Genomic DNA, 24806 nt, shown 5'->3' with positions numbered 1-24806 from the left:
GGCTCCAACCACCATCGGGTGGACTTCGTGATTTGCTGTTCGCGTGAGCGACGGTGACGAGCGCAGTGGGGGTGCGCCCGTGCGGGCAGCAGGTCGGGTCACGGCTTTGGTCGAGTGGTTCGTCGGGTCGTGGCGTGCGATGTGGGTCGTGCTGGCGGTGCCTGCCGGGTTCCTGATCACGGGAATCGTCGTGTGGCTGGCGCACGGCCGGATGGGCGTGGACTCGGCTGTGTACCGCGCCGGCGGTATCGCGCTGCTGACCGGCGAGCCGTTGTACGACAAGATGACGTTGCTGGCCGAGCCGTGGTGGGCGCAGCTGCCGTTCACCTACGCACCCCCGGGTGCGCTGTTCTTCGTGCCGCTGGCGCCGTTCCCGACGACGGTCGCGTGGGGCTTGTTGTCCGTGGTGTCCGTGCTGTCGATGAGCCTGGTCATCCGGATCACGCTGGACAAGGTGACCAACCGGCCGAGCTGGCTGTCACCGACGAAGGCCACGGTCTGGTTCTCGGTGCTGATGCTGGGCATGGAGCCGGTCTGGCGGTCGTTGTTCCTGGGCCAGATCAACCTGATCCTGATGGTCATCGTCGTGGTCGACGTGCTGGTGATCGCGGACGCGGGCGGCCGGGTCGGCAAGTGGGCCGGTGTGCTGGTCGGCATCGCCGCCGCGATCAAGCTGACCCCGTTGATCTTCGTGGCGCACCTGGTGCTGGTGGGCAAACGCACCGCGGCGATCCGCGCGTTCGCCACGTTCGCCGGGCTGCAGGGCCTGATGTTCCTGATCTCCGCGCACGACGCGTGGAAGTACTGGACGGTCACGATCGTCGGTGACCCGATGCGGATCGGCCCGGTGTTCTGGAACGGCAACCAGTCGCTCAACGGGCTGATCAACCGGATCACGGTGCTCGACCCGAACTCGACCAAGATCGCGCTGGCGATCGGGGCGCTGCTCGCGATCCCGGCGATGCTGCTGGTCCGCCGGTTCCACCGGCACAATCGAGCTGTCACGGCGTTGCTGGTCAGCGCCTTCTTCGGGCTGCTGTTCAGCCCGGTGACGTGGACGCACCACTACGTGTGGGTGGTGCCGCTGCTGGTCATGCTGATCGCCCGGATGCCCGACCCGCTGCCGCAGGGCTTCTGGCGGGTCACGCGGGCCGCGGTCGCGCCGCTGGCGGTGTTCGCGGTGTTCGTCAGCTGCGTCCTGCTGTGGATGCGCGGTGGGCACAGCAAGGAACTGCTGTGGCACTGGTGGGAGTTCATCCCCGGCAGTGCCTACATGATCGTCCCGGTCGGTGCCGGGATCGCGATCGCGATCCGGGTGTGGCGCCGCCGGATGCGGGCCCGCGCGGAGGCGGGCGACGACCAGCCGAGGGTGCCTGCCGGTCAATCCTCGTGAAGCGGCCGTTGGCCGTCGATGCCGTTTTCTACCTGGGTTTCGGCCTGGACGCGGTCTACACGGCGGTGTTCTCGGAGTTCTACGGCTTCCGGGTGTGGGGTAATTTCGCGCTCGCCGGGTACGCGTTCGCGTTCCTGCACACCGTGATCCTGCTGCTGTCCAGGCGTCAGGGGTCGCGCTGGGTCCCGGTGGGGTACGTGGTCGTGCTCAGCATGGTCGTGCCGACGCTCGTGCTGGTGTTCAAGCGGATGACTGGGCGGGACTGGGGATCGCCCGCGCATTCGATGACCGCGCAGCCCGAGGTGTGGGTGATCGAGCGGGCCGGGCGGCTGCTGCTGTCCACCGGATCGCCATATGTCGACTTGTCGACGTTGAACCGGCCGCCCGTGGTCGACGACTACACGCCGTACAGCCCGGCCATGGCGCTGCTCGGCCTGCCCAACGCCCTGTTCGGGCGGTCCGTGCTGACCGATGCCCGGATCGTGGCGTTCGTCGTGACGCTCGTGATCTTCCTGCTGGTGCTCAAGGCGTTGGACTGGCCGTCGCTGCCCATCCGGTCGGTGCAGTTCGTCGCGCTGACGACGTTCACCACGTTGTCCACCGCTGTCGCAGGCAACGACATGCCCGTGGTCGCGTTGCTCATCCTCGGAGCCGTACTGGCGACACGGTCCAATCCTTGGGCGGCCGGGTTGGTGCTGGCGCTGGCGTCGAGCATGAAGCTCACCGCGTTGCCCGCCGCCGCGGTCGTCGCCGTGGCTCTCGGGTTCTCGTGGCGTTTTCTCGCCGCGTTCGCAGGCGGGCTCGTGGCGTTCACCGGCATTTCGGCCGCGGCCAACTGGGAAGCGTTCGTGGACAACGTGATCCGCTTCCCGGCGAACATGGCCGAGGTGCGGTCGCCAGCGGGCAGCCCGCTGCCGGGGCACCTGCTGGAACAGACCGGGCCGGTCGGGCACACGGCTGTGCTGGTCCTGCTCGGCCTCGCCGCCGTGGGGATGGTGTGGTGGCTGCTGGCCCGCCCGCCGCGCACGACCGCGGAGATCCTGCTGCGCACCGGCGTGGGACTGGGCGTGGCGATGCTGCTGATGCCCGCGACCCGATGGGGGTACTTGATCTACCCGATCGCCCTGCTCGGGGCCGCGCTGTACTCCTGGCGTCCGGCTCGCGAGTTGACGCAGGTAGGGTGACCTGCTCGTGGACCCTGTTACCGGCTTTCCCGTTGTCGGCATGGTTGGCGGCGGCCAGCTCAGCCGGATGACCCAGCAGGCCGCGATCGCGCTCGGCCAGTCGTTGCGCGTGCTCGCCGTCTCACCGACCGACTCGGCGGCGCTGGTGGCGCCGAACGTGACCATCGGACACCACACGGACCTGGAAGCGTTGCGCGGCTTCGCATCGGCGGTCGACGTGCTGACGTTCGACCACGAGCACGTGCCGACCGAGCACCTGCGCACCCTGGTCGCCGAGGGCTTCGCGGTGCACCCGGGGCCGGAGGCGCTGATCCACGCGCAGGACAAGCTCGTGATGCGCGACCGCCTGGCCGGGATGGACGTGCCGATCCCGGCGTACGCCGAGGTGAAGACCGTGTCGGACGTCACCCAGTTCGGCGAGAGGCACGGCTGGCCGGTGGTGCTGAAGGCAGCGCGCGGCGGCTACGACGGCCGTGGCGTGTGGATGGTGCCGTCCTCGGGCGGGGAACTGGTGGCCGAGCTCCTCGAAGCCGGAACACCGCTGCTGGTCGAGGAACGCGTGGACATGAAGCGTGAACTCGCCGCTGTCGTGGCGCGTTCGCCGTTCGGCCAAGGAGCGGCGTGGCCGACCGTGCAGACCGTCCAGTCGAACGGGATCTGCGTGGAAGTCCTGGCCCCAGCACCGGACCTGCCGGAAGAACGGGCGGACGAGGCGCAGGAACTGGCGCTGCGGATCGCGTCGACGCTCGGCGTGGTGGGAGTCCTGGCGGTGGAGCTGTTCGAGACCGCGTCGGGGCTCGTGGTGAACGAGCTGGCGATGCGCCCGCACAACTCCGGCCACTGGACGATCGAAGGCGCGGCGACGTCCCAGTTCGAGCAGCACCTGAGGGCGGTGCTGGACTACCCGCTCGGTTCGACGGACCCCGTGGCGCCGGTCATCGTGATGGCCAACGTCCTGGGTGCACGGTCCACACCGGACATGGGAACCGACGAACGGCTGCACCACCTGTTCGCCAGGTACAAGGACGTACACGTGCACCACTACGGGAAAGCCGAGCGGCCGGGGCGCAAGATCGGCCACGTGACGGTGCTGGGCACGAACCTCGCGGAGGTCCGGCAACGCGCCCGGTTCGCCGCGGACTGGCTGTCGACGGCGACCTGGCCGGACGGCTACGACGTTCACGGAGGTAAGTAGAAGTGGTCGACGTTGGCGTGATCATGGGCAGCGACTCGGACTGGCCGGTGATGTCCGCGGCGGCGACGGCACTGGACGAGTTCGGAGTGTCCTATGAGGTCGGTGTGTACTCGGCGCACCGGACACCGGGCCGGATGCTGGACTACGCGCAGAACGCGGCCGGCCGCGGAGTGAAGGTCATCATCGCGGGAGCGGGCGGCGCGGCGCACCTGCCCGGCATGGTCGCGTCGGCGACAGCGCTGCCGGTGATCGGCGTGCCGGTGCCGCTGAAGTACTTGGACGGCATGGATTCCCTGCTGTCCATCGTGCAGATGCCCGCGGGTGTGCCCGTCGCGACCGTGTCGATCGGCGGTGCGCGGAACGCGGGCCTGCTGGCGGTGCGGATATTGGCCGCGACCGACCAGGCGCTGCAGAAGAAGATGGCGGAATTCCAGGCCAGCCTCGAAGCGATGGTTCTGGAAAAAGACGAAAACCTCCGCAAAACGGCGGCCCGCCAGCACGACTCGTGACGCCATTTCGCGCTGCGCTGAATTCATGGCGTCACGCCGTGGAAATTCAACAAGCGTGAGGTTAACCTACCGGAAAATGAGGTTAATCAGGCCGCAATGAAGAAGCGCTGGAATTACCTCCCCGGCGACGGTGTGATCGCCACGAACCACACGGAGGTAATCCATGAGCATCATCGGCCAGCTGGTCGCGGCACTGTCCGCGCTCCTGCACGCTATCGGAATCGGCTGAGCAGCCACCGAACTCGTGAGTGTTTTGGCCGGTTAGAACCGGCCAAAACACTCACGAGGGGGTTAGTTGAAGACCACTGAACGCAGCAGGAGCCTGTCGGAACCGTGCCCGCCATCGGGGCGCAGGGAGAAGTAGGCGTCCCCTTCGCACCCGCTTTCCTTGAAGACCACCGCGCGCGAGCCGGTGTCGTTCCGGGGACGGAACGCGTGGACGTCCTCAAGGTCGGAGACTTCCGGGATGTCGATGCATTCACGGCTGGGCGGGTCGATCAGGGAACCGGACTGGACGTCGCCGTCCTCGTCGAGGTACCGGTAGGTGAATTCCCCCACAGCCGCCGACGCGGTACCGGGAATCGTGAGGAACAGGGCGAACGCACTCGTGACAGCGAGCAGAGCGGTGCGCGTGCGCATCGGAACGTGTCCTTTCGATGGCGGACCTGGCTCCCTCCACAGTGCTCGATCCGGCCGGCCGGTCCACCGATGTCACCCGTTCACGTGACGCGATTTCACCAGCAGGAGTGGACAGTCGGGAATTTCGCAGACAGCGGGGCAGTGGTGCGCGCCGACTCGGCGGGATCTGCTGAATCGCGAACGTGCTGTCGCTGAAGCGGGTCTGTCACTCGACCAGTCGGCGACCGATCGGGTGACAGCTTGGTCGTGACCGATTCGTGTTCCCTGTTCGACCAGCGGAAAAAGCATCGTCGAGTCCAGCACCGGCCGATGGCGTAACACCGCATTGAGCAATTTGGACTGTCATCGCATCGAGCGCCTGTTCGTCGGCAGGCGCGAACACGACCACGGAACGAGCCGCGAGGTGCAGATGAGCAGGCCGGACACAATCGTTGGGTTCATAGTCGCCACCATGCTCGTGGCTGCGGTCGTCGCGACCGTGGTCGTGTTGGTTCTCGGCGGCGGGGACCAGCAGCAACCTGCCGCGCCCCAGCCGATCGCCAGATCGGAGTTGATGCGCCAGTACGCGGAGATCAATCCTGTCGACAGTTCCGCGACCCCCGAGACCGTCGACGGTCTTGCCGAGTCGATCTGCACCAAGCTGAGCGAGGGTCACAGCACCGACAAACTGATCACGGTGGCGACTGAGACGTACAGCTCCAAGGCGACCGAGGTGATCAGGCTGCTGGTGTCGTATCGGTGCCCTGGTCACCTCAAGGACTTCAAGTGACGAGAATGCCCTTCTCCGGCCCTGCCGAGCTGGAGAAGGGCAACGTCCGGAAGCTCAGCCCTTGAGCAGGGAGCGGGCCATCACCTGGCGCTGGATCTGGTTGGTGCCCTCGTAGATCTGGGTGATCTTCGCGTCCCGCATCATCCGCTCGACGGGGAAGTCACGCGTGTAACCGGCGCCGCCGAACAGCTGCACGGCATCCGTCGTCACGGCCATGGCGACGTCGGACGCGAAGCACTTCGCGGCAGCGGCAACGAAACCCGTGTCGGCGTCACCGCGTTCGGCCTTGGCGGCTGCGACGTACACCATGTGCCGGGCTGCTTCGATCTTCATCGCCATTTCGGCCAGCATGAACTGGACGCCTTGGAAGTCGGCGATCGCTTTGCCGAACTGCTTGCGCTCCTTGACGTACGTGATCGTCGCGTCGAGTGAGCCCTGGGCGATGCCGACTGCCTGTGCGCCGATCGTCGGACGCGTGTGGTCGAGGGTGCGCAGCGCCGTCTTGAGCCCTGTGCCGGGGTCGCCGATGATGCGGTCGCCGGGGATCACACAGTTCTCGAAGTAGATTTCCCTGGTCGGCGAGCCCTTGATGCCGTGCTTGCGTTCCTTGGGCCCCACGGAGAAACCTGGGTCGTCGGCGTGTACGACGAAGGCCGAGATGCCCTGTGACGGCTTCGCCGCATCGGGGTTGGTCACGGCCATCACCGTGTACCAGCTCGATTCGCCCGCGTTGGTGATCCAGCACTTCGTCCCGTTGAGCACCCACGTGTCGCCGTCCTGGCGTGCGCGGGTTTTCATGGCTGCTGTGTCCGAGCCTGCCTCACGCTCCGACAGCGCGTACGAGATCGACGTCTGGCCCGAGGCGAGCGACGGCAGGACCTGCTTCTTGAGCTCCTCCGACCCGGACAGGATGATCGGCATCGAGCCGAGTTTGTTGACCGCCGGGATCAGCGACGAGGACGCGCACACCCTCGCCACCTCCTCGATCACGATGCACGTGGTGATCGCGTCGGCGCCTTGCCCGTCGTACCGCTCGCCGATGTGCGGCGCGTTGAAGCCGGATCGGATGAGCGCGTCACGGGCTTCGGATGGGTACCGCTCGTTCTCGTCGCAGTCGGCCGCGTACGGCGCGATCTCCTTCTCTGAGAGCGCGCGAACTGCCTCGCGCACAGCATCGTGCTCTTCCGACAGCTGGTATACGCCCGCGTTCACCGTGCTCCGCCTTCCAACCGACCAGTAACAACGATCCCGATGTTAGCCCCCGTTTACTACTCCGAGCTTGTGTCGTGGCACGCACTTGAGTTTCATTCATCGGATGAGCCTTACTTGGCCCCCGCACCTCGGTAAGAAGCTCGACTACCCGGAGGTCGCCGCCGGCGCGATCCTGGCCGGCTCGGCGCGCCGGTTCGGTGATCATGTGGCGTTCCGCCACAACGGCGCCGAACTGTCTTACGAGCAGCTGTGGCTGCAGGCGTGCCAGTTCGCGAACGGCCTGGTCAGCAGGGGTGTCAAGGCGGGGGACCGGGTGGCTCTGCGGATGCCGAACTGCCTGCCGTTCCCGGTCGCGTACTACGGCCTGCTGCTGGCCGCGGCGACGTTCGTCCCGGTCAACCCGCTGATGCCGGAGCCGGTGATCGAGGCCCAGCTCGCGGACGCAGGCGCGGTGCTCGCCGTCCGGTCCGGTGACGTGGCCGGGATCTGCGCGGGCCAACCGGACTCGCCGCCTGCCGTGGAGATCGACATCTACCGTGACCTGGCCCATTTGGCTTACACGGGTGGGACGACCGGGCGTTCCAAGGGCGTGCGGTTGCCGCACCGGAACGTGGTGGTCAACACCCTGCAGTTCGCCTGCTGGCAGTCGGGATCGGTGCCCGCGCTGGACGACGCGGGTGGACTGGTCCTCGACCAGGTCAGCGACCCGGCGGAGTACCGGATCAGGCTCGGCCAGGGCAGCGCGATCAACCTGACGCCGTGGTTCCACGCGATGGGCACGATCGGCGGGCTGAACATCCTGCTGCTGACGGGGTTTACCGCGATCCTGCACGACCGTTTCGACCCGGCCGCCTACCTGGCCGACGCCGCCAAGTACGGGATCAACTACATGGGCGGCGCGCCCGCGTTGTTCGCCGCGCTGCTGGCCTGCCCGGATTTCGCGACCACCGACCTGACGCGCGTGCTGGCGGTCGGGTCGGGCGCGGCCCCGATGCCCCACGAGATGACCAAGGCGCTCCAGCGCAAGATGCCCGACGCGGTGATCGCCGAGGGGTACGGCCTGACCGAGGTGACCATGGGCGTGGCGGCCTCCCCTTGTTTCACGTCCGGCCTGCGGAAAGTCGGGACCGTCGGCGTGCCTGTCTTCGACACGGAGGTCAAGCTGGCCCCGGTGGAGGGCGGCACGGAGGAGGTCCCGCTCGGCGAGCGCGGCGAGATCTGCGTCCGCGGCCCGCAGGTGATGCTCGGCTACCTCAACAGGCCGGAGGAGACGGCGCAGACCCTGGTCGACGGCTGGCTGCACACCGGTGACATCGGCGTGTTCGACGAGGACGGCTTCCTGTCCATCGTGGACCGCAAGAAGGACATGCTGATCTACAAGGGCTACAACGTCTACCCGCGTGAGCTGGAGGAGTTGCTGATCGCCCACCCGGATGTCGCGATGGCCGCCGTGGTCGGCCGCAAGAGCGACGACGTGGGAGAACTCCCGGTCGCGTTCGTGGTGCCGAGCAGGCCGGACGTGCGCGCCGGCGACGTGATGGCCGCGATCAACGAGCAGGTCGTCCCGTACAAACGGCTCCGTGAGGTGATCGTCACCGACCAGCTCCCCGTGTCGGCCGCAGGCAAGATCCTCAAGCGGGAACTGCGGGACCGCCTGGGCTGAGGGCGTGTGCAACCCGGTAGTCGGCTCGTTACGTCCTGTACGCATGAGGCGTGTCGTGATTGTCGGAGCTTTGGGGCTGCTCGCGGCCGGCTGTGGTGGTGGTGGGACGACCGCACCCGGCGGCAACCAGCCGAATCTCAGCGGACAGGTGTTCCTGTCCAAGTCCGTGACCGAGGACGGCAAACCCAGACAGCTGGTGGACGGGACCCGGATCCGGCTCGAGTTCACCCAACAGGGTGAAATTCGGGTTCGGGCCGGCTGCAACCACATGTCCGGTCCGGTGGACACGAGCAATTCGCGGCTGTCCGCCGACGGTCTCGCGGTGACCGACATGGGCTGTGACAAGCCGCGCCACGAACAGGACACCTGGCTGACCGGCCTGCTCGGCAGCAAACCGGAGTGGCGCTACGACGGCACCACGCTGACTTTGAAGTCCGGGGCCACGCAGATCCAGCTCGCCACCGAGCAGCCCGCGGACCTGGAGGGCCCGACCTGGGTCGCTGACACCGTCGTCGACGGGAACACGGCCACGACGGTGCAGGCGCCCGCCTGGGTCACGTTCAAGGACGGCGCCGTCGAGGCCGGCAACCAGTGCAACCAGCTCGGCGGTCGCTACCAGGCCACGCCCGAGAAGGTCACGTTCCGCGAGGTGACCACGACCCAGGCCGGGTGCCCGCAGGCCGACGAGATCCTGCCGTTGCTGGACGGCGAGCTGACGTACCGCATCGACGACGAGACGCTCACCCTCACGAAACCGTCCGGCAAGGGGCTCCAGCTCAAGGTCGGTTCGACGGACAACGGCTTGGGCGGCAAGGAGTTCGTCTCCGCCGACGGCAAGACCCAGGTGAAGTTCGCCGACGGCAAGCTGAACGCGACCATCGGGTGCAACGACATGACCGGTTCGGCGGTCGTCGCGGGCGGCAAGCTCGTCGTGCAGAACCTCGGCAGGACGCGCAAGGCCTGCGAGCCCGCGGTCATGGAGCAGGAGGACAAGCTCGCCGACCTGCTCAAGAGCTTCCCCGACATCCAGATCACCGGGACCGGACTGCAGCTCAGGTCCAGCCTCGGCGAGCTGGCCCTCAGGACGCGGTGATCGGCGTGGCCCGTTCCGATTCGAGGTGGGCGTCGGCCTTGCTGGGGTTGGACACCTGGACGAGCGAACCGCCGCCCGCGAGCACCGAAAGCAGCCCGGAGATCACCCCGTCCGGCACCGTCCACTCCAATGTGGACAATACGCGGCCGGAGATCGCCTTCTCCCGCGCGGATTCGACGACTTCGGCGACGGTCAACGCGCCGAGCGCGGGCGTCGAGCCGGGGACTTGCCGCACCGGGAAGAAGTCGTCGCCGAACATCCGGGACTCCGAGATGTAGTCCAGTGCCCCGTCCGGCGGTGAGCCGCGCAGGCCCATGCCCATCGGGTCGAGCGACACCACCGCCCACGCCGCGCCCGGCGGTGGCACTGCGTCCACTGTGGTCAGTGCCACTTCCGGTGCGGACGCGGTGACGTGCGCGCCGCACCACCACGCGCCGAGCAGCACGCCCGCCGTCTGCCAGTGCGCCGGCAGGTCGACCGTGACCGGCGTGCCGGGTTCGACGTCGAACTCCTCGCTCAGCCAGTTCGCCGTCTTGGCCGCCCAGTTGGCCAGCGTCGCAACGGAAAGCTCGACGCGCGTGCCTGCCGCGTCGTCGTAGTGCGTGATCAACGGGCGGGTTCGGTCACCGGCGAGCAACGGCCGGAACAAAGCTTCTGTCACTGACATCAGTCGACGCACCTCACACCGTCTATTATGGTCGGTTGCTGCTGGGCTGGTCGCTGCCGGGGCAGCGCGCCGTCGAGCACGAGCGGCCGTGGCGCGGCGGCGAACCGCGGCGGCGCCTGCCTGCCGAGCAGCTGGGCCACGAACTGCCTGACCTGCGGCACGTCCACCGTGATGATGCTCTGGCCGCGTTCGTTGCGCGCGCCGACCGCGACGACCGGGATCGTCACGAACTCGACCGCGCCCGACGACATCGACCCCAGGTGACGGGCCAGTTGCAGGATGTCCAGACCAGGCGACACCACGATCGACTTCGACGCCGCGTCCGTCAGCGCGGACAGCCTGCCCTGGTCGGTCAGGGTTCCCGCGCTCAGCAACTGCTGCATCGCCGAGCCGAGGAACGCCTGCTGGCGCACGATCCGGTCGAGGTCGCCACGCGGCAGGCCGTCGCGCTGCCGCACGAACGCCAACGCGGAGCCGCCGGACACCTTCTGCACGCCCTTGCGGAAGTTCGCGCCGGAGTTCGGGTCGCTCGTCGCGTGGTTCAGGCAGACCCGCACGCCGCCGATGGCCTCGGTGAGCAGGTAGAACCCGTACAGGTTCACTTCGGCGAAGTGGTCGACGCGCACGCCGGTCAGGTCGTGCACGACCTGGGTGAGCGCGGACCGCCCGGCGGTGGACGACAGCCGGTCGACCTCGGCGCGGTCGGTCTTGCCCTCGGCGCGCAGCTTCTGCGCGGTCCGGTACTTGATCACGCCGTACGCGGAGTTGATCTTGTCGTCCTGGTAGCCGGGGATCGACACGTACGTGTCACGCGGGAAGGAGATCGCGTAGCCCTTGCCGCCGCCCTTGGGGATGCGCAGCAGGATGATCGTGTCGGTGTTCAGCCCGTCGCTCGCCTCGGTCCGCAACTGCCGCAACACCTTTTCCGGCAACGGGTTGCCCTTGGCGTCGGTGCGCGTGTCGCTGCCGATGATCAGGTAGTCGTCCGCGCCGTCGTCCGCGGGCGGCGCGGTCCGTTCGACTTCCTCGGTGAACACGTCCGACGTCGGCACGTTCTCCCGCACGGTCTGCACGGTGTCCCTGGCCATGCCCGCGGCCACCAGCGAAGCTGCGGACGCCAACGCCACGAGTACCCGGCCGGTCATCCACGCGGCGCGTGCCACGCGCCCTTTCGACTTCCGATCCGGCGCGTGCGAAATCTCTTCGTCACTCACCGACGTTCTCCTCCCCACCCCTCCAACCCCTATGAGGGTAACGAGGCACGCCGACTAATTGACGCAGGTCACCCCATCGGCGTTGATCGTGGGCGCGTTGGACGACGGCGTGGCGGAACCAATCTGGGTGGACGGCGTCACCCCGCTGCCCTGTGCCGCGGGCGGCTGGCCGGTCTGGCCCGCGAGGCTCCGGCCGAGCGCCACCGGGAAGTCGTCGCCGAGCACGGCCCGGACCTGTCCGGCTTTCAGCGTCGCGTCCGGGGTCAGCGTGAACTGGCCGCCGAGTTCCGTGCTGACGCGGTTGGCGTGGCCCTCTTCGCCCGGGTGGAAGAACAGCGCGGACGTGCGCTGGCGGGTCGCGTTGCTGACCGTGCCCGCCAGGAAACCCTTCCCGACAAGGATGTTCTGCACGGTGGCGGCAAGGCCTTTCTCACTTGACGCGTTGCGTACATCGACGGTGACCTTGGTGTCCGCGGCAGGCGGGGCCGATGTCGACGTCGCCGGTGGCTTGTCCGACGACGGCGCCGGGGTTTTCCGCTCGTCCTTGCGCTCGTCCTTGGTCAGCCCGAGCACGAACTCGTTGACCTGCTTGGGGTCGACCTTGATCACGTCGGCGCCGCCGATCTTGGCCGGGCCGAGGGTGGGGATGGTGTGGAAGTCGATCGCGCCGCTGGACAGGCCCTGCATCTGCTGGGCGAACGTGGTGACGTCCCAGCCCGAGCTGAGCACGACGGACTTCTTGATCGCGTCGACCAGCGCGTTCAGCTTCGAGAAGTCGGTCAGCACACCGGTGGACAGCACCTTGTGGGCCAACGCGCCGATGAACACCTGCTGGCGCACGATCCGGTCGAGGTCGCCGTTGGGCAGCTCGTGGCGCTGCCGGACGAACGACAGCGCGGCCTTGCCCTCGATGGTCTGCTTGCCAGCGGGGAACTGGGCACCGGAGTACTTCGTCTCGTCGACCGGGTTGTTCAGGCAGACCTCGACGCCGCCGATGGCCTTGGTGATCTCGTAGAAGCTGAGCAGGTTGACCTCGGCGTACCGGTCGATGGTGACCGCCTTGCCGATCAGCGACTCGATCGTCGCGATCAGGTTCTTGCGGCCCTGCTTCTTGGCCTCGTCCTCGGCCTGCCTGCGCGGCACGTTCGCCTGCGCCTTCATCGTGTTGTTGAACTGGTACACGAACGCCGAGTTGAGCTTGTGCTTGCCGAACCCGCCGGACAGCTCGACCCACGCGTCGCGCGGGAACGAGATGGCCACCGCGCGGCGGCCGTCCACCGGGATGTGCACGAGGATCATGGTGTCGGTGTTGCGCTCGCCGTCGCTGATGCCGCCGTGCAGCATCTGCATGACTTCCTTGGGCAACGGGTTGTCGAAGTTGTCCGTCCGGCTGTCCATGCCGACGAGGAGGATGTCCACGGCGCCGTCCAGCGGCTTCACGCCCGCCTTCTGCACCTCGGCCTCGATCACGTCGGTGGTGACCACGCCGTCGTTAACGTCGTTGAACTTGGCGTATACGATCCCGGACGCGCTGAGCACAGCGACAGACACCAGTGCCACCGTGCACCGGGACAGATACAGCGCCACGCGCGCGCCGCTCCCCAAGTGTCCCTCCCGTGTTCGAATCCCCGTCGGACCTACATTACTGGTAAACCGATATCTCCCGCTGCGCCTCGGCCGTACCTCTAATACGCCTTGAGGGGGTGAGTGGTTGAGTGGACGTGACAGACTTGCGGCCGACATCACGTTCTTTGGAGGCGGGCGAATGCGGGTACTGGTCACGGGGGGTGCCGGCTTCATCGGCTCGCACTACGTCCGGCAGGTTCTCGGCGGCGCGTATCCCGAGCTCGCCGACGCCGAGGTGGTGGTGCTCGACAAGCTGACCTACGCGGGCAACCAGGCGAATCTCGACCCGGTCGCCGACTCGCCGCGGCTGGAGTTCGTGCGCGGCGACATCTGTGACGCCGCCCTGGTCAGCGGGCTGATGAAGGGCACCGGTCTGGTCGTGCACTTCGCCGCCGAGTCGCACGTGGACCGGTCCATCGAGTCGGCCGCCGACTTCGTGCTGACCAACGTGCTGGGCACGCAGTACCTGCTCCAGGCGGCGCTGGACGCGTCGGTTGGCAAGTTCGTGCACGTTTCGACCGACGAGGTGTACGGCTCGATCGACGAGGGTTCGTGGCCGGAGGATCACCCTCTGTTGCCGAATTCGCCTTACTCGGCGTCGAAAGCCTCGTCGGATCTGATCGCGCGCTCCTTCCACCGGACGTACGGGCTGCCGGTGTGCATCACCCGGTGTTCGAACAATTACGGGCCGTACCAGTTCCCTGAGAAAGTCATCCCGCTGTTCGTCTCGAATCTGCTGGACGGCCACAAAGTGCCGCTTTACGGCGACGGCCTGAATGTCCGCGACTGGTTGCACGTGGACGACCACTGCCGGGGGATCCAGCTGGTGGCGGCGAACGGCAGGGCGGGCGAGGTCTACAACATCGGCGGCGGGACGGAGCTGACCAACCGCGAGCTGACCGAGCGCCTGCTGGACGCGGTGGGAGTGGACTTCTCGATGGTGCGGCCGGTGGCGGATCGCAAGGGCCACGACCGCCGCTACTCGGTGGACATCACCAAGATCAGCACGGAACTCGGCTACCAGCCGCAGGTGCCGTTCGACGAAGGCCTGCGGGCAACGGTGGAGTGGTACCGCGACAACCGGGCGTGGTGGGAGCCGTTGAAGAAGCGCGCGGCGCTGGCCTCGGCGCGATGACAGCGCTTGCACTGCTGATCCCTGGCGGGAACGGGCAACTCGGCCACGACCTGGTAGCCCAGGCGCCGGAAGGTTCGGTGGTACACCACCCGGGCTCCCGCGACCTGGACGTGACCCAGGCCGGTGACGTGGTCCGCGCGATCGACGCCTTGCTGGCAGCCGCGGGCGACCTGTCGCCGGTGGTGATCAACGCGGCGGCGTACACAGCGGTCGACGCTGCGGAAACCGACCGCGACGCCGCGTATTCGGTGAACGCCGACGGGCCGCGTCTGCTCGCGGCGGTGTGCGCGTCCCGCCAGGTCCCGTTGATCCAGGTGTCGACCGACTACGTGTTCTCGGGCGACAAGGCCGAACCGTACGAAGTGGACGATGCCGTCAGCCCGCAGTCCGTCTACGGCATCACGAAGCTGGCCGGTGAGTCCTCGGTGCTGCGTTCCGGTGCCGAGGCTTGGGTTGTGCGCACGTCCTGGGTTTACGGTGCTTCGGGCAGCGCGAACTTCGTGAAATCGATCCTCCGGCTGGCTGGCGAGCGGGACTCACTGTCCGTTGTGGATGATCAGCGTGGCTCGCCGACGTGGAGTGCTGACCTGGCAACAGGTTTGCTCGAGCTCGCCGGGTTGGTCGTTGCTGGTGGTGGTCCGAGGTCGCGCGTGCTGCACTGCACCGGTGGCGGCGAGACCACGTGGTACGGGTTCGCTCGGGCGATCTTCGAGGAGCTCGGTACGGACCCTGAGCGCGTGAAGCCCTGTACAACGGCGGAGTTTCCCCGTCCTGCCAAGCGTCCGGCCAACTCGGTGTTGTCTCCGGCTGCTTGGGCTGAGGCGGGGCTGACTCCGTTGCGGCCTTGGCGTGCGGCGTTGAGCGAGGCTTTCCCGGGGTTCGCCACTTCCGCTCGGGGTTGATCCCGCCGGGCGGTCAGGGATGCGCGTCCAGGGTGGCGAAGATGTTCGCCACCCTGGCCTCCTTCGCCGCGTACAGGTCCGGCCGCCGTTGCCGTTGCGGAACCCAATCCCCTGGGTCCTCGCCACGCGCCTCCGCCGCACACCGGCGTGCGGTGTACGTCATTTCCTCGGTCCAATCCTCGACCAGGCCGCGTTTGTGCTCGTCACGCGCCAATTCGTCCGCGCGTTGTTCGAGTTGGAACTCGTAGAAGTCCGCCCACTCGTCGTACGCCGCCGCGAGCTCCGGGCGCGGCGGCTGCGCGAAGCTCTTGGCGAAGAACCATTGGTGGTACTCGTCGTTGATCGTTTCGGTCTCCGGGTTCACGCGCAGCCACGGTCTGATGTTCGGCCACCGCTTCGACAACTCACGGGCGGTCATCTCACTCAAGGATTTGGTATCCATGTGGTCTCCCGTCGGTGACCGGTTCTCGCATCCGATTAGGACGGTGGACTTTCTTCCTTCGTACCGCTTGACCTTTCAGAGGTGGGAAGGAATGCGATGCCGAACAAGCGGCAACCACCCAGGCCCAGAGACAGGATCATCGGCGCACGCCTCCGTCTCCCGATGGCCCGGCGCTGGTCGTCGACCTCACCGGCCTGCTGGCCGTCATCAAGGCGCAGTGATCACCACATCGCGCGGCGATAAGCGGCGATCGTCGTCTCCGCACAACGCCGCCAGGTGAACTCCGCCGCGTGCGTGCGGCGGGCGGTCAGCGTTGCGGGACTCGGCGGCTCCTGCAACGCCGCGTTCAACGCCACCCGCAAAGCCTCCAGGTCACCGAACGGCACGAGCGTCGCGTGCCCACCCGCGACCTCACGCAAAGCGGGCACGTCCGAGCAGATCACCGGCACGTCACACGCCATGGCTTCCAGCACAGGCAACCCGAAGCCCTCGTCACGGGACGGCAGCACAAGCGCCGAAGCGCCGGCCACCACGTTGCGCAGGTCGACGTCGGACAAGTAACCGACCGGCCGCACCCGATCCGACACGGCCGTATGACCAGGCCCGGCGAGTACGAGCGGAGGCAGATCGGGCGCCGCGTCGTGGGCTTTCAACAGCCAGTCGAGGCGCTTGCGTGGCCCCGCCGCACCCACGAACAGCAGGTATTCCTCAGGCAGGCCAAGGCGTTTGCGCACGTGGTCACCCGGCGGCCGGGCGGCGAACCATGCCGGATCCACGCCGAGCGGGGTCACCGCGATCCGGTCCTCCGGCACGCGAAGCCGTTCCATCACCACGTCGGCGACGGCCTGGGTCGGCGTGCACACCATCGCTGCCCTGTTCGCGGACCGCTTCACCAACTCGGGCAGTTCACGGTCGCTCGGCGGCAACTCGTCCGGTGCGTCCAGGAACGCGAGGTCGTGGATGGTCACCACGCCCGCCGCCCGCAGCGACGGCGGCAGGACGAAATTCGTCCCGTGCACGACATCCGTGAACCCGGCGAACACCTCGATCGGCGGCAACGGCGCACGCAGCCAGCACTTGCGCAACAAGCGCGCCGAGACGGGCATACCGCGCGCACGCGCGCCGTGCGGTAGCACGCGGCGCAGCTGACGCCAGCCTCTCAACGTGAAGGCGACAGCGCGCATATCGACTTCGGGCATGGAGGCGAGTTCCTCAGCCAGGGCAGAGGTGTACCTGCCCACTCCGGTCCGGGCCCCCAACAGCGGGGTCCCGTCCAACAACACTCGCAACCTGCCCTTTGCCAACGTGCGCTACCTCCCTTGTCCCAACACCCGCCGGAGTCGGCCCCCGGCCCGCCTGGCGAGCTCACGCGGCCCGCCCGCGTTCAGATATTCCTTCATCAGTGCCACGTCCCTCCGGACCGCGGCAACCGCGTTGAGCGGTTTCGTGCCGACCATCGGCCCCGCGCCGGGCAGCCGGTCCGCGGCCGGGCGCGGGTCGCGGCAGAACTCCACCAGCGGCGCCAACGCCGTCTCCCACGTGAACCGCTCCCGGACGACCTCGATGCGTTCCCGGCAGGACTGCGCGAACTCCTTGTCGTACAGGACTTTTTCCAACGCCTCCGCCAGCACCCGCGGATCCTCGGCCGGCACGACCACGCCGAGCTTCTCCCGCTCGATCAGGTCGGCGAACGAGTCACCGGTCGTGGTGACGATCGGCAGACCCGACCACAGGTAGTCCAGGACGCGGGTGCGGAACGCGAACGTGGTCTCGACGTGCTCGTAGTGCGTGGTCACGCCGCAGTCGGCGTCCAGCAGCCAGTTCTGCCGTTCCTCGAACGGGACCCACGTCTCGTTGAAGATCACGTTGTCGCCCAGGGCGAGCCGCGCGGCCAGCGCACGCGTCCGGGTGGCCATGTCCATCTCGCCGACGTCCGGGTTCGGGTGCTTCATGCCAAGGAACAGCAGTTTCACGTCCGGGTGCGCGCCGCGCACGCGGTCGATCGCGTGCAGCAGCGTCAGCGGGTCGAACCAGTTGTAGATCCCGCCCGCCCAGATCACCAGCTTGTCGTCCTGGCTGATCGAGGCGATCTCCTCCCGTGCGCCCGGCCCGGTGCGCTGCGGCGGCTTCGCCGACAGGCCGAACGGTGCCACCGCGAGCAGCGAGCGCACCGACGGGTCGCTGTCGTACAGCGTGGGCGACAGGCGGCCGATCGCGCCAAGGTGCCCGAGCCAGAAGTGCCGCTGCCGCTCGGACGCGCACAGGAAGAAGTCCCCGCGCAGCAACTGGTTGCTCAGCACCTCGGTGACCACCTCGACCACGTGCGCACGGCGCGCGTCGGTCAGGTCCCTGCCTTGCTCCAGCTGTTCGAGGTGCATCGGATCGTAAATATCACATACCACGATCTTGCTGCTCGTTTTCAGCTGCGGAACCTGCTCCAGCACATGCCCCTGCAGGATGACGACGTCCGCCCAGTCGACGTGCACGCCCATGTCGGACGGCGCCTCGTGGCGCACGTCGAACGGCGCCGTCGGCGGGCTGGAATGCGCGTTCATCGTGATCAGCCGGACGTCGTGCTCACCGCCGAGCACGTCGGCCATGTTCCACGCCCGGATCGCGGGCCCGGCCATCCGCTCGGTGATCGCGTCGGACGTGACGATGAGGACGTTGCGGCGCAGCGTGTACAGCTCGTCCAGGCCCATGGTCGCGACCAGGTTCTGGTGCGCCTCCAGGTAGGCCTGCTCGGGGCAGGCGGGTTCGAGCGCGTCGTGCATCAACGGCAGCAGGTCGGCGTCCGTGCGCACCCTGGCGGCCTGCTCGACCGCGCGTGACTCCTTGAGCGACGGCATCATCTCGACGAACCGGTCGATCGCGAGCATCGCGGCGGCCGAGACACGCGGGATCTCGATCGGACCGGTCAGGTCCGGGCCGGTCGCGGGCCGGTTGGTGATCTCCAGCTGCGTCGGGTCGATGTTGCCGCGCGCGGTCGCCCGGCGGATCGACAGCGCGAGCGCGGCGGGCAGCACCTTGCCGAGCGCCTCGTCCGAGACGTTCTTGTACAACGCCGCCAGCGCGTTGCGCTCCAGCAGGTACGTCTCACGCGAGTTGTCCAACGTGGACATCGACCGGTGGTGCTTGTGGTACGCGACCGACTTCGGCTCGTAACGCACCCGCCAGCCGCGCAGGTTCAGCCGCCAGCCCAGGTCCACGTCCTCGTAGAACATGAAGAACCGCTCGTCGAACCCGCCGAGCCGCTTGAACGCCGCCGCGCGGACGAACAGCGCCGAACCCGTCCCGAACAGGACGTCACGGGCCGTGTCGAAGCGGCCGTCGTCCAGTTCACCCTGATGGGTCTTGTAGCCCATGCCGAACCAGGTCAGCCCGCCTTCGACGAAGTCGATCCGCTTGCCGTCCCAGTCGAGCACCTTGCTGGCCACAGCAGCCACCGTCGGCTCGGCCATCAGCACGTCGACCGCGGCGCCGACCCAGTCCGCGTGCGGCCGGGCGTCGTTGTTGAGGAACGCGACCACGCTGCCGTCGGCGTGCTGAACGCCCAGGTTGCAGCCACCCGCGAAACCGATGTTGGCCTTCGACTCGACCACTTTCACGCCGGGGGCGTTCGCCTTGATCCGCTCGACGCTGCCGTCCCCGGACGCGTTGTCGACGCAGATCACCTGGACCCGGTCGGCCGGGTACGCCAGGTCGTCAGCCAGCGAGCGCAGGCACGTGATCGTGTCTTCCGCGCCGCGGTAGTTGACCACGACCACCGACACGATCGGTAGCAGCGAGTCGTCGGGCACGACACCTCCAGGAGCTCTCACGTACCCCTTAAGACTGCCTCATCGTGCGCGACGGCCGCGCAGTGGTTAGCCTGCGGCGGTGTTGGCCCGCGTGATCACAGCCGTACTGCTGGTAGTCCCGCCCGGTCCGGCCGCCGCCGACGAGCAGCCGACCTGCGCGGGCGGATTCGCGCCGAACCCGAGCGTGGAAGAAGTCGCCGCCAACGGTCAACCCGCTGGTTACACGTTCGAACCGACCTGGTCCGTGCCGCCGGGAACGCCCGCGGCCGAACAACCCCGGTTGTTCGTGGACAAATCCACCCCGGCAGGCGGCGAACTCAGTGCCGCGATCGCCACCCCGGCAGGCCGGGCGAGCACGGCATACGAGACAATCCCGACAGTCATCCCACAAGGGACGTACCACCTGGTCGTGTGGGCGGGTACGCACGACATCTCGCAGAACCAGCCGATCGGGCTGCGCTTCTACGACAAGGACGGCACGCAGGTCGCCGAACGGTCCGTTCAAGCCGACCACGACATCGACACGGACAAGAAGCTCGGCCGGTTCGATCTGGGCCCGGCAACCGCGCCCCCGGCCACCACGATGATCAGGTTCTTCGCCGCGACGAACGCGAACTGGCTCAAGTGGGACTGCGTCCACCTGACCGTCGCCCCACCCAACTCCCGCTCGTGAGTGTTTTGGCCGGTTAGAACCGGCCAAAACACTCACGAGGTTTTCAGCGGCGACGGAGGGCTCGGGGGAGACCGAGGAGCACCTCGCCGAGCACCCGCAGCCGCAGGCCCACGCGGAAGTTCGCGGCGTCCGGGACAACCCGCTTCACCGGGATCAACGCCGTGATCACGGCGAACCTGGCCAGCTCACGGGCAGCGACCCGCAGCGGGGCGTTGCGCAACAGCGTCAGCAGACGGTTGCGCTCGTTCCACCGGTGGAAGTCGACTGAGCCGGGATTGGCCGTGGCGCCGTGCAAGTGGACGACCTCAGCCGCCGGGACCGACACGATCCGCCAGCCCGCGCGGCGCAGTCGCCACGAAGTGTCCGTGTCCTCGTAGTAGCAGAAGAACTCCACCGGCAGGCCACCGATCGCGCGCAGGGCGTCGACACGGGTCAGCGCCGCACCGCCACAGAAACCGAAGACCGGGCCGTCGATCAGGTCGATGCCGTGGCCGTCACGCGTCAACCCGACGCCGACAGACTGCACCTCACCCGTGCTCGTGAGCAGCTTCGCGCTGGCCGCCGCGACCGCAGAGTCCGCGTCGAGCACGTCCTCCAGCGCGCCGAGCCAGCCGGGAACAGGCATGGCGTCGTCGTTCAACCACGCCATGTACGGCGTGCCGCACACATCCAACGCGGCCTGGATCCCGCCCGCGTAACCGGTGTTGCGTGGCAGCCGGAGCACTTCGGCCCCGACGGGGTGCGCACGAGCCAGCTCACCCGAGCCGTCATCCGAGGCGTTGTCCACCACCAGAATCCGATGTGGACGATCCTGCTTGGCCAGCGCGTCCAGGCACGACTCGATGTGCGCACGACCGCGCCAGGTCACGACCACCACGGTTGTCCGCACGGCCAGCAACCATACTCGCGACCCCATAGGCTGACGTGGTGCCCGAACTGGTCGTGCTGACCGAACAGCTGCTCGCCCCCGTCCCCGGCGGAACCGGCCGCTACACCAGCGAACTGCTGCACGCCATGGTCAAACACGTCCCGCCGGGCTGGACCCTCGTCGGTGCCACGGCCAAGCACCGCGACCCCGCCGCCGCGACGATCCCCGGCGTCGACGGACCCCGGATGATGCCGTTGCCGCGCCGAGCGTTGACGTTGGCCTGGGAACGCGGGGTGCGGTTATGGCCCGGCGGCGACGCCGTCCACGCGCCCACGCCGTTCGCGCCGCCCGCCCCACGCCGTGGCCGCAGCCTCGTCGTGACCATCCACGACACCGTCCCGTTCACGCACCCCGAGACGCTCACCCGCCGCGGCGCCGCCTGGCACCAGGCCATGATCAAGCGCGCGACCCGGCAAGCTTCTGCCATCGTCGTCCCGACCGAGGCCGTCGCCGCCGAACTGGCCAAGTACGCGCCAGGCCCCGCACGCGTGCACGTCATCGGGCACGGCGTACCGGACGTGCTCACGCGTCCACCCGCGCCGGACACCGCCGAGCGCACCGTCGAACACCTGCGGCTGCCGGAACGCTACGTGCTCGCGGTCGGCACGATCGAGCCGCGCAAAGGCCTCGACGTCCTGGTGGAAGCCATGGCCCGGCCCGCAGCGCCCGACCTGCCGCTGGTGATCGCCGGGCCACCCGGCTGGGGCGGCATGAACTTGGCCGGAATCGCCGCGGAGAGCGGGTTGCGGCCGGACCGGCTGCGCGTACTCGGCAAACTGACCGACAGCGAACTCGCGGTCGTGCTGCACCGCGCGTCCGTACTGGCCGCGCCGAGCATGGCCGAAGGATTCGGACTGCCCCTGCTCGAAGCGATGGCCGCCGGCATACCCGTCGTGCACTCCGACGCCCCCGCACTGGTCGAAGTCGCGGCCGGCACAGGAGTCCTGGCCAGGCGCAACGACCCGGTCGCCCTGGCAGCCGCACTGCACAGCGTGATCGCCTCCCCCGGCCAGACGGCCATGCGCGTACGTGCGGCGAAGGCCCGCGCAGCCGACTTCACCTGGGACAAAGCCGCCGAGTCCCTGTGGCGACTACACGTCGAACTCCGTGACGCCGACGCTGTGCCCGCCAGGCCAATGTGACTTGGCCGGTTCCGCCCATGCCGCCACCGGCGGGGACGTAGTCTGCTTGCGTGGCCAGTCCAGAACCCTCCGTGTTGATCGACGCCACGGCCGTGCCAGCCGACCGCGGCGGAGTCGGTCGCTACGTCGACTCGCTGGTGTCCGCATTGGACGCCGACGGCGCACGGATCTCGGTGGTCTGCCAGCTGCGGGACGCGGAGCTGTACTCGAAGCTCGCCCCGAACTCGCGGATCGTGACCACGAGCGAATCGATCGAGACCAGGACGGCGCGGCTGGCGTGGGAGCAGACGACACTGCCCGGCCTGGTCCGGCGGCTGGGCGCACACGTACTGCACTCGCCGCACTACACGACACCACTGGCCAACTCGGCGGCCTCAGTCGTCACCCTGCACGACGCCACCTTCTTCACCGACGCGGTGCTGCACTCCTCGGTCAAGGCACGGTTCTTCCGCGGATGGACCCGCGTCGCCCTCAACCGCGCCACGCTCTGCGTAGTCCCCAGCGACGCCACCGCAGCCGAGCTGGTCAGGGTCGCACGCGCCAACCCACGCTCGATGGAAGTCGTACACCACGGCGTGGACGTGGACCGCTTCCACCAGCCAACCCCCGAAGAGATCGAAGCCGCACGAGCCAGCATCGGCCTGCCACGCATGCCATACGTGGCGTTCCTCGGCGCGCTGGAGCCACGCAAGAACGTCCCCGCCCTGATCCGCGGCTTCGCCAAAGCGTGCGAAGGCCGCGCCAACCCACCAGCGCTTGTCCTCGCAGGCCAACCAGGCTGGGACGGTCAAGTCGAACGCGCACTGGACGCGTTGCCGCACCGGCTGCGCGTGATCCGCGCGGGTTACCTGCCGTTCGCGCAACTGTCCGGATTCCTCGGCGGCGCGGAACTGGTCGCGTACCCGAGCCTCGGCGAAGGATTCGGCCTGCCCGTGCTCGAGGCGATGGCCTGCGGTGCGTGCGTGCTGACCACGAGCAGGCTGTCCCTGCCCGAGGTCGGCGGCGACGCGGTCGCGTACTGCGGCGTCGGCGCCGGAGACATCGGGGCGGCGTTGACCGAACTCCTCGACGACCCAGCCCGGCGGGCCACCCTGTCCTCAGCGGCGCAACGGCGGTCGAAGGAATTCTCGTGGGTCCAGTCCGCCGCGCAGCACCGAACCGTCTACGGCCGGGCGATGGCCATCCACCGCCGGGGACTGTGACAGAATCCACGGCCGTGACCGAACCGAAACGTTATGGCGACGAGCTGGCGGTGGTCACCGTCACCTACTCACCCGGCGAGACGATCGAGCGTTTCCTCGACACCCTGGCCACGGCGACCGAACGGCCGACGCACGTGGTCATGGCCGACAACGGCTCAACCGACGGCGCACCGGAAAAAGCCGCACAACGCGACGGCGTCCGCCTGCTGAACACCGGCGAGAACCTCGGGTACGGCACAGCGGCCAACCGCGGCGTGGCCGAATTCGGCGACGAATACGGCTGGGTCATCGTGGCCAACCCCGACATCGAATGGGCCCCCGGCTCAATCGACGAACTGCTCAAGGCCGCGTCCCGATGGCCACGCGGCGGCGCATTCGGCCCCCTGATCAGGGAAACCAACGGCGAGGTCTACCCGTCCGCACGGCTGCTGCCGTCACTGGGCAAAGGCGTGGGCCACGCGATCGTCGGGCGCGTGTGGCGCGACAACCCGTGGACCAAGGCGTACCGGCAGTCCGACACCGAGGTCCGCGAACGCACAGCCGGTTGGCTGTCCGGGTCGTGCCAGCTGCTTCGCCGGGAAGCGTTCGACTCCGTCGACGGCTTCGACCCGCGCTACTTCATGTACTTCGAAGACGTCGACCTCGGCGACCGGCTCGGCAAGGCCGGCTGGCAGAACGTGTACGTGCCCGCAGCCGAAGTCACCCACATCGGCGGGCACTCCACGTCCAAGGCTTCGGCGAAAATGCTCGCCGCGCATCACGCCAGCGCTTACCGGTATCTCGCCGACAGGCACCAGGGGCCCGAGTGGAAGCCGGTGCTCGCGGCGATCAAAGCCGGACTGAAGCTCCGCCTCAAGCTCGAAACCAAGCCCTGACCCAAGCCCGAGAGCTCCCCGGCCTGTGGACTCACCCAGCTCGGGGGTTCGCGCAGTCCGGGGTTCGCCCAGCCCGAGTGGCCCACCCAGCCTGAGGGCTCCCGCGGCCCGAGGTGCCGCGGCCCCGAGGTGCACGCGGTCCCAGGGTGCACGCGGCCCCGGGACTCACGCAGCCTGGGACTCACGCAGCGCGAGCGGCCCACCCAGCCTGAGGGCCCACGCAGCTTGGGGCTCACCCAGGCCGGGGGCTTACGCAGGCTGGGCTCAACCGGCTCGTGGGCTCATCCCAGTCCAGCCAGCCATGTTTCCCAGCCTGGCGACGCCTACATCCAGAACTTTGAACTCTGTATTCAGCTGAGTTGAGTGCAGGGGTGGAGGTGAGGGAAGTCCGGCCTCACATAGCCATGCACTTAATTCTGTATTCAGGAAGCCTGAGTTCTGTATTCAGCTGAGTCGCAGCCCGGGGGCGCACACAGCCCGAGCGGCTGACCCAGCCTGGAGAGTCGCGTGGCTCGAGAGTTACGCAGCCCGGGCTCACGCAGC

22 protein-coding genes are annotated in these 24806 nt (G+C 68.1%); 13 read left to right on the top strand and 9 right to left on the bottom strand.

What is annotated here, in order from left to right; translation table 11 throughout:
* Window positions 1-79 precede the first annotated feature (79 nt).
* From AOZ06_RS48285 to purE, 4 genes are read left to right on the top strand one after another with little or no spacing between them, the layout of a single operon-like run.
* Complete coding sequence (locus tag AOZ06_RS48285) at window positions 80-1393, top strand: glycosyltransferase 87 family protein (RefSeq protein WP_157233649.1); 1314 nt, start codon at window positions 80-82, stop codon at window positions 1391-1393.
* Window positions 1390-2577, top strand: a complete 1188-nt coding sequence (locus tag AOZ06_RS48280) for a glycosyltransferase family 87 protein (RefSeq protein ID WP_054295513.1) — start codon at window positions 1390-1392, stop codon at window positions 2575-2577. The genes AOZ06_RS48285 and AOZ06_RS48280 overlap by 4 nt, the downstream gene beginning before the upstream one ends.
* 7 nt (window positions 2578-2584) lie before the next feature.
* Window positions 2585-3772 (top strand): 5-(carboxyamino)imidazole ribonucleotide synthase, encoded by a 1188-nt coding sequence (locus tag AOZ06_RS48275; protein WP_054295512.1) that lies wholly within the window; start codon window positions 2585-2587, stop codon window positions 3770-3772.
* 23 nt (window positions 3773-3795) lie between these two features.
* Entirely contained in the window at window positions 3796-4281 is a 486-nt protein-coding gene (gene purE, locus AOZ06_RS48270) for a 5-(carboxyamino)imidazole ribonucleotide mutase (RefSeq protein WP_054297467.1), read from the top strand.
* Window positions 4282-4572: 291 nt separating this feature from the next.
* Here purE and AOZ06_RS48265 read toward each other — a convergent pair whose 3' ends face one another.
* Window positions 4573-4920 carry a hypothetical protein gene (locus AOZ06_RS48265; RefSeq protein WP_054295511.1) on the bottom strand — a complete coding sequence of 116 codons (348 nt, stop codon included), beginning with the start codon at window positions 4918-4920 and terminating at the stop codon, window positions 4573-4575.
* Between the two features lie 451 nt (window positions 4921-5371).
* Here AOZ06_RS48265 and AOZ06_RS48260 point away from each other — a divergent pair, with 451 nt between their 5' ends.
* Entirely contained in the window at window positions 5372-5689 is a 318-nt protein-coding gene (locus AOZ06_RS48260) for a hypothetical protein (protein WP_157233648.1), read from the top strand.
* Between the two features lie 54 nt (window positions 5690-5743).
* Here the strand turns inward: AOZ06_RS48260 and AOZ06_RS48255 are convergent, their stop codons facing one another.
* Window positions 5744-6901 (bottom strand): acyl-CoA dehydrogenase family protein, encoded by a 1158-nt coding sequence (locus AOZ06_RS48255; protein ID WP_054295509.1) that lies wholly within the window; start codon window positions 6899-6901, stop codon window positions 5744-5746.
* A gap of 103 nt (window positions 6902-7004) precedes the next feature.
* Here AOZ06_RS48255 and AOZ06_RS48250 point away from each other — a divergent pair, with 103 nt between their 5' ends.
* Together AOZ06_RS48250 and AOZ06_RS48245 are read left to right on the top strand one after the other, a co-directional pair.
* Window positions 7005-8564, top strand: coding sequence for a class I adenylate-forming enzyme family protein (locus AOZ06_RS48250; RefSeq protein WP_054295508.1), 1560 nt, complete (start codon window positions 7005-7007; stop codon window positions 8562-8564).
* Between the two features lie 43 nt (window positions 8565-8607).
* On the top strand, window positions 8608-9657 hold the full coding sequence (locus AOZ06_RS48245; RefSeq protein ID WP_054295507.1) for an META domain-containing protein: 1050 nt from the start codon (window positions 8608-8610) through the stop codon (window positions 9655-9657).
* Here AOZ06_RS48245 and AOZ06_RS48240 read toward each other — a convergent pair.
* Genes AOZ06_RS48240 through AOZ06_RS48230 form a run of 3 tightly spaced genes read right to left on the bottom strand, consistent with a single transcriptional unit; the run spans window position 9644 to window position 13089 of the window.
* Window positions 9644-10324: a TIGR03089 family protein gene (locus AOZ06_RS48240; protein WP_054295506.1), complete on the bottom strand. Its 681-nt coding sequence runs from the start codon at window positions 10322-10324 to the stop codon at window positions 9644-9646. The genes AOZ06_RS48245 and AOZ06_RS48240 overlap by 14 nt on opposite strands.
* Window positions 10324-11538 carry an LCP family protein gene (locus tag AOZ06_RS48235; RefSeq protein ID WP_236951976.1) on the bottom strand — a complete coding sequence of 405 codons (1215 nt, stop codon included), beginning with the start codon at window positions 11536-11538 and terminating at the stop codon, window positions 10324-10326. Before AOZ06_RS48235 ends, AOZ06_RS48240 begins: the two co-directional genes overlap by 1 nt.
* A gap of 54 nt (window positions 11539-11592) precedes the next feature.
* Complete coding sequence (locus AOZ06_RS48230; RefSeq protein WP_236951975.1) at window positions 11593-13089, bottom strand: LCP family protein; 1497 nt, start codon at window positions 13087-13089, stop codon at window positions 11593-11595.
* Window positions 13090-13303: 214 nt separating this feature from the next.
* Here AOZ06_RS48230 and rfbB point away from each other — a divergent pair, with 214 nt between their 5' ends.
* A complete protein-coding gene (gene rfbB, locus AOZ06_RS48225; protein ID WP_054295505.1) occupies window positions 13304-14299 on the top strand; it encodes a dTDP-glucose 4,6-dehydratase in 996 nt (331 codons plus the stop codon).
* Window positions 14296-15201, top strand: a complete 906-nt coding sequence (gene rfbD / locus AOZ06_RS48220; RefSeq protein ID WP_054297464.1) for a dTDP-4-dehydrorhamnose reductase — start codon at window positions 14296-14298, stop codon at window positions 15199-15201. The genes rfbB and rfbD overlap by 4 nt, the downstream gene beginning before the upstream one ends.
* Window positions 15202-15214: 13 nt before the next feature.
* Here the strand turns inward: rfbD and AOZ06_RS48215 are convergent, their stop codons facing one another.
* The 3 genes from AOZ06_RS48215 to AOZ06_RS48205 form a co-directional block, all read right to left on the bottom strand.
* Complete coding sequence (locus AOZ06_RS48215; protein ID WP_157233647.1) at window positions 15215-15643, bottom strand: hypothetical protein; 429 nt, start codon at window positions 15641-15643, stop codon at window positions 15215-15217.
* Between the two features lie 221 nt (window positions 15644-15864).
* The gene (locus tag AOZ06_RS48210; protein ID WP_083472426.1) at window positions 15865-16947 is read right to left on the bottom strand and encodes a glycosyltransferase family 4 protein; all 1083 of its coding nucleotides are present in this window, start codon (window positions 16945-16947) and stop codon (window positions 15865-15867) included.
* A gap of 6 nt (window positions 16948-16953) precedes the next feature.
* Window positions 16954-19443, bottom strand: coding sequence for a glycosyltransferase (locus AOZ06_RS48205; RefSeq protein WP_236951974.1), 2490 nt, complete (start codon window positions 19441-19443; stop codon window positions 16954-16956).
* A 79-nt stretch (window positions 19444-19522) separates the two neighbouring features.
* On the opposite strand from AOZ06_RS48205, the gene AOZ06_RS48200 reads away from it, so the two are divergent.
* Window positions 19523-20116, top strand: coding sequence for a DUF7850 domain-containing protein (locus AOZ06_RS48200; protein WP_054295502.1), 594 nt, complete (start codon window positions 19523-19525; stop codon window positions 20114-20116).
* A gap of 43 nt (window positions 20117-20159) precedes the next feature.
* On the opposite strand, the gene AOZ06_RS48195 is transcribed toward AOZ06_RS48200, so the two are convergent.
* Complete coding sequence (locus tag AOZ06_RS48195; protein WP_083472425.1) at window positions 20160-21032, bottom strand: glycosyltransferase family 2 protein; 873 nt, start codon at window positions 21030-21032, stop codon at window positions 20160-20162.
* A gap of 11 nt (window positions 21033-21043) precedes the next feature.
* Between AOZ06_RS48195 and AOZ06_RS48190 the strand changes: the two genes are divergently transcribed.
* The 3 genes from AOZ06_RS48190 to AOZ06_RS48180 all read left to right on the top strand — a co-directional run bounded on the left by AOZ06_RS48190 (window position 21044) and on the right by AOZ06_RS48180 (window position 24263).
* Window positions 21044-22186: a glycosyltransferase family 4 protein gene (locus AOZ06_RS48190; RefSeq protein ID WP_054295501.1), complete on the top strand. Its 1143-nt coding sequence runs from the start codon at window positions 21044-21046 to the stop codon at window positions 22184-22186.
* Window positions 22187-22257: 71 nt separating this feature from the next.
* Window positions 22258-23388, top strand: coding sequence for a glycosyltransferase family 4 protein (locus AOZ06_RS48185; RefSeq protein WP_054295500.1), 1131 nt, complete (start codon window positions 22258-22260; stop codon window positions 23386-23388).
* A 14-nt stretch (window positions 23389-23402) separates the two neighbouring features.
* On the top strand, window positions 23403-24263 hold the full coding sequence (locus AOZ06_RS48180) for a glycosyltransferase family 2 protein (protein ID WP_054297462.1): 861 nt from the start codon (window positions 23403-23405) through the stop codon (window positions 24261-24263).
* Window positions 24264-24806: the final 543 nt, after the last annotated feature.

The sequence above is a fragment of the Kibdelosporangium phytohabitans genome (genome assembly GCF_001302585.1).
GTDB lineage: Bacteria > Actinomycetota > Actinomycetes > Mycobacteriales > Pseudonocardiaceae > Kibdelosporangium > Kibdelosporangium phytohabitans.
This window is presented reverse-complemented; position numbering and strand designations above follow the sequence as displayed.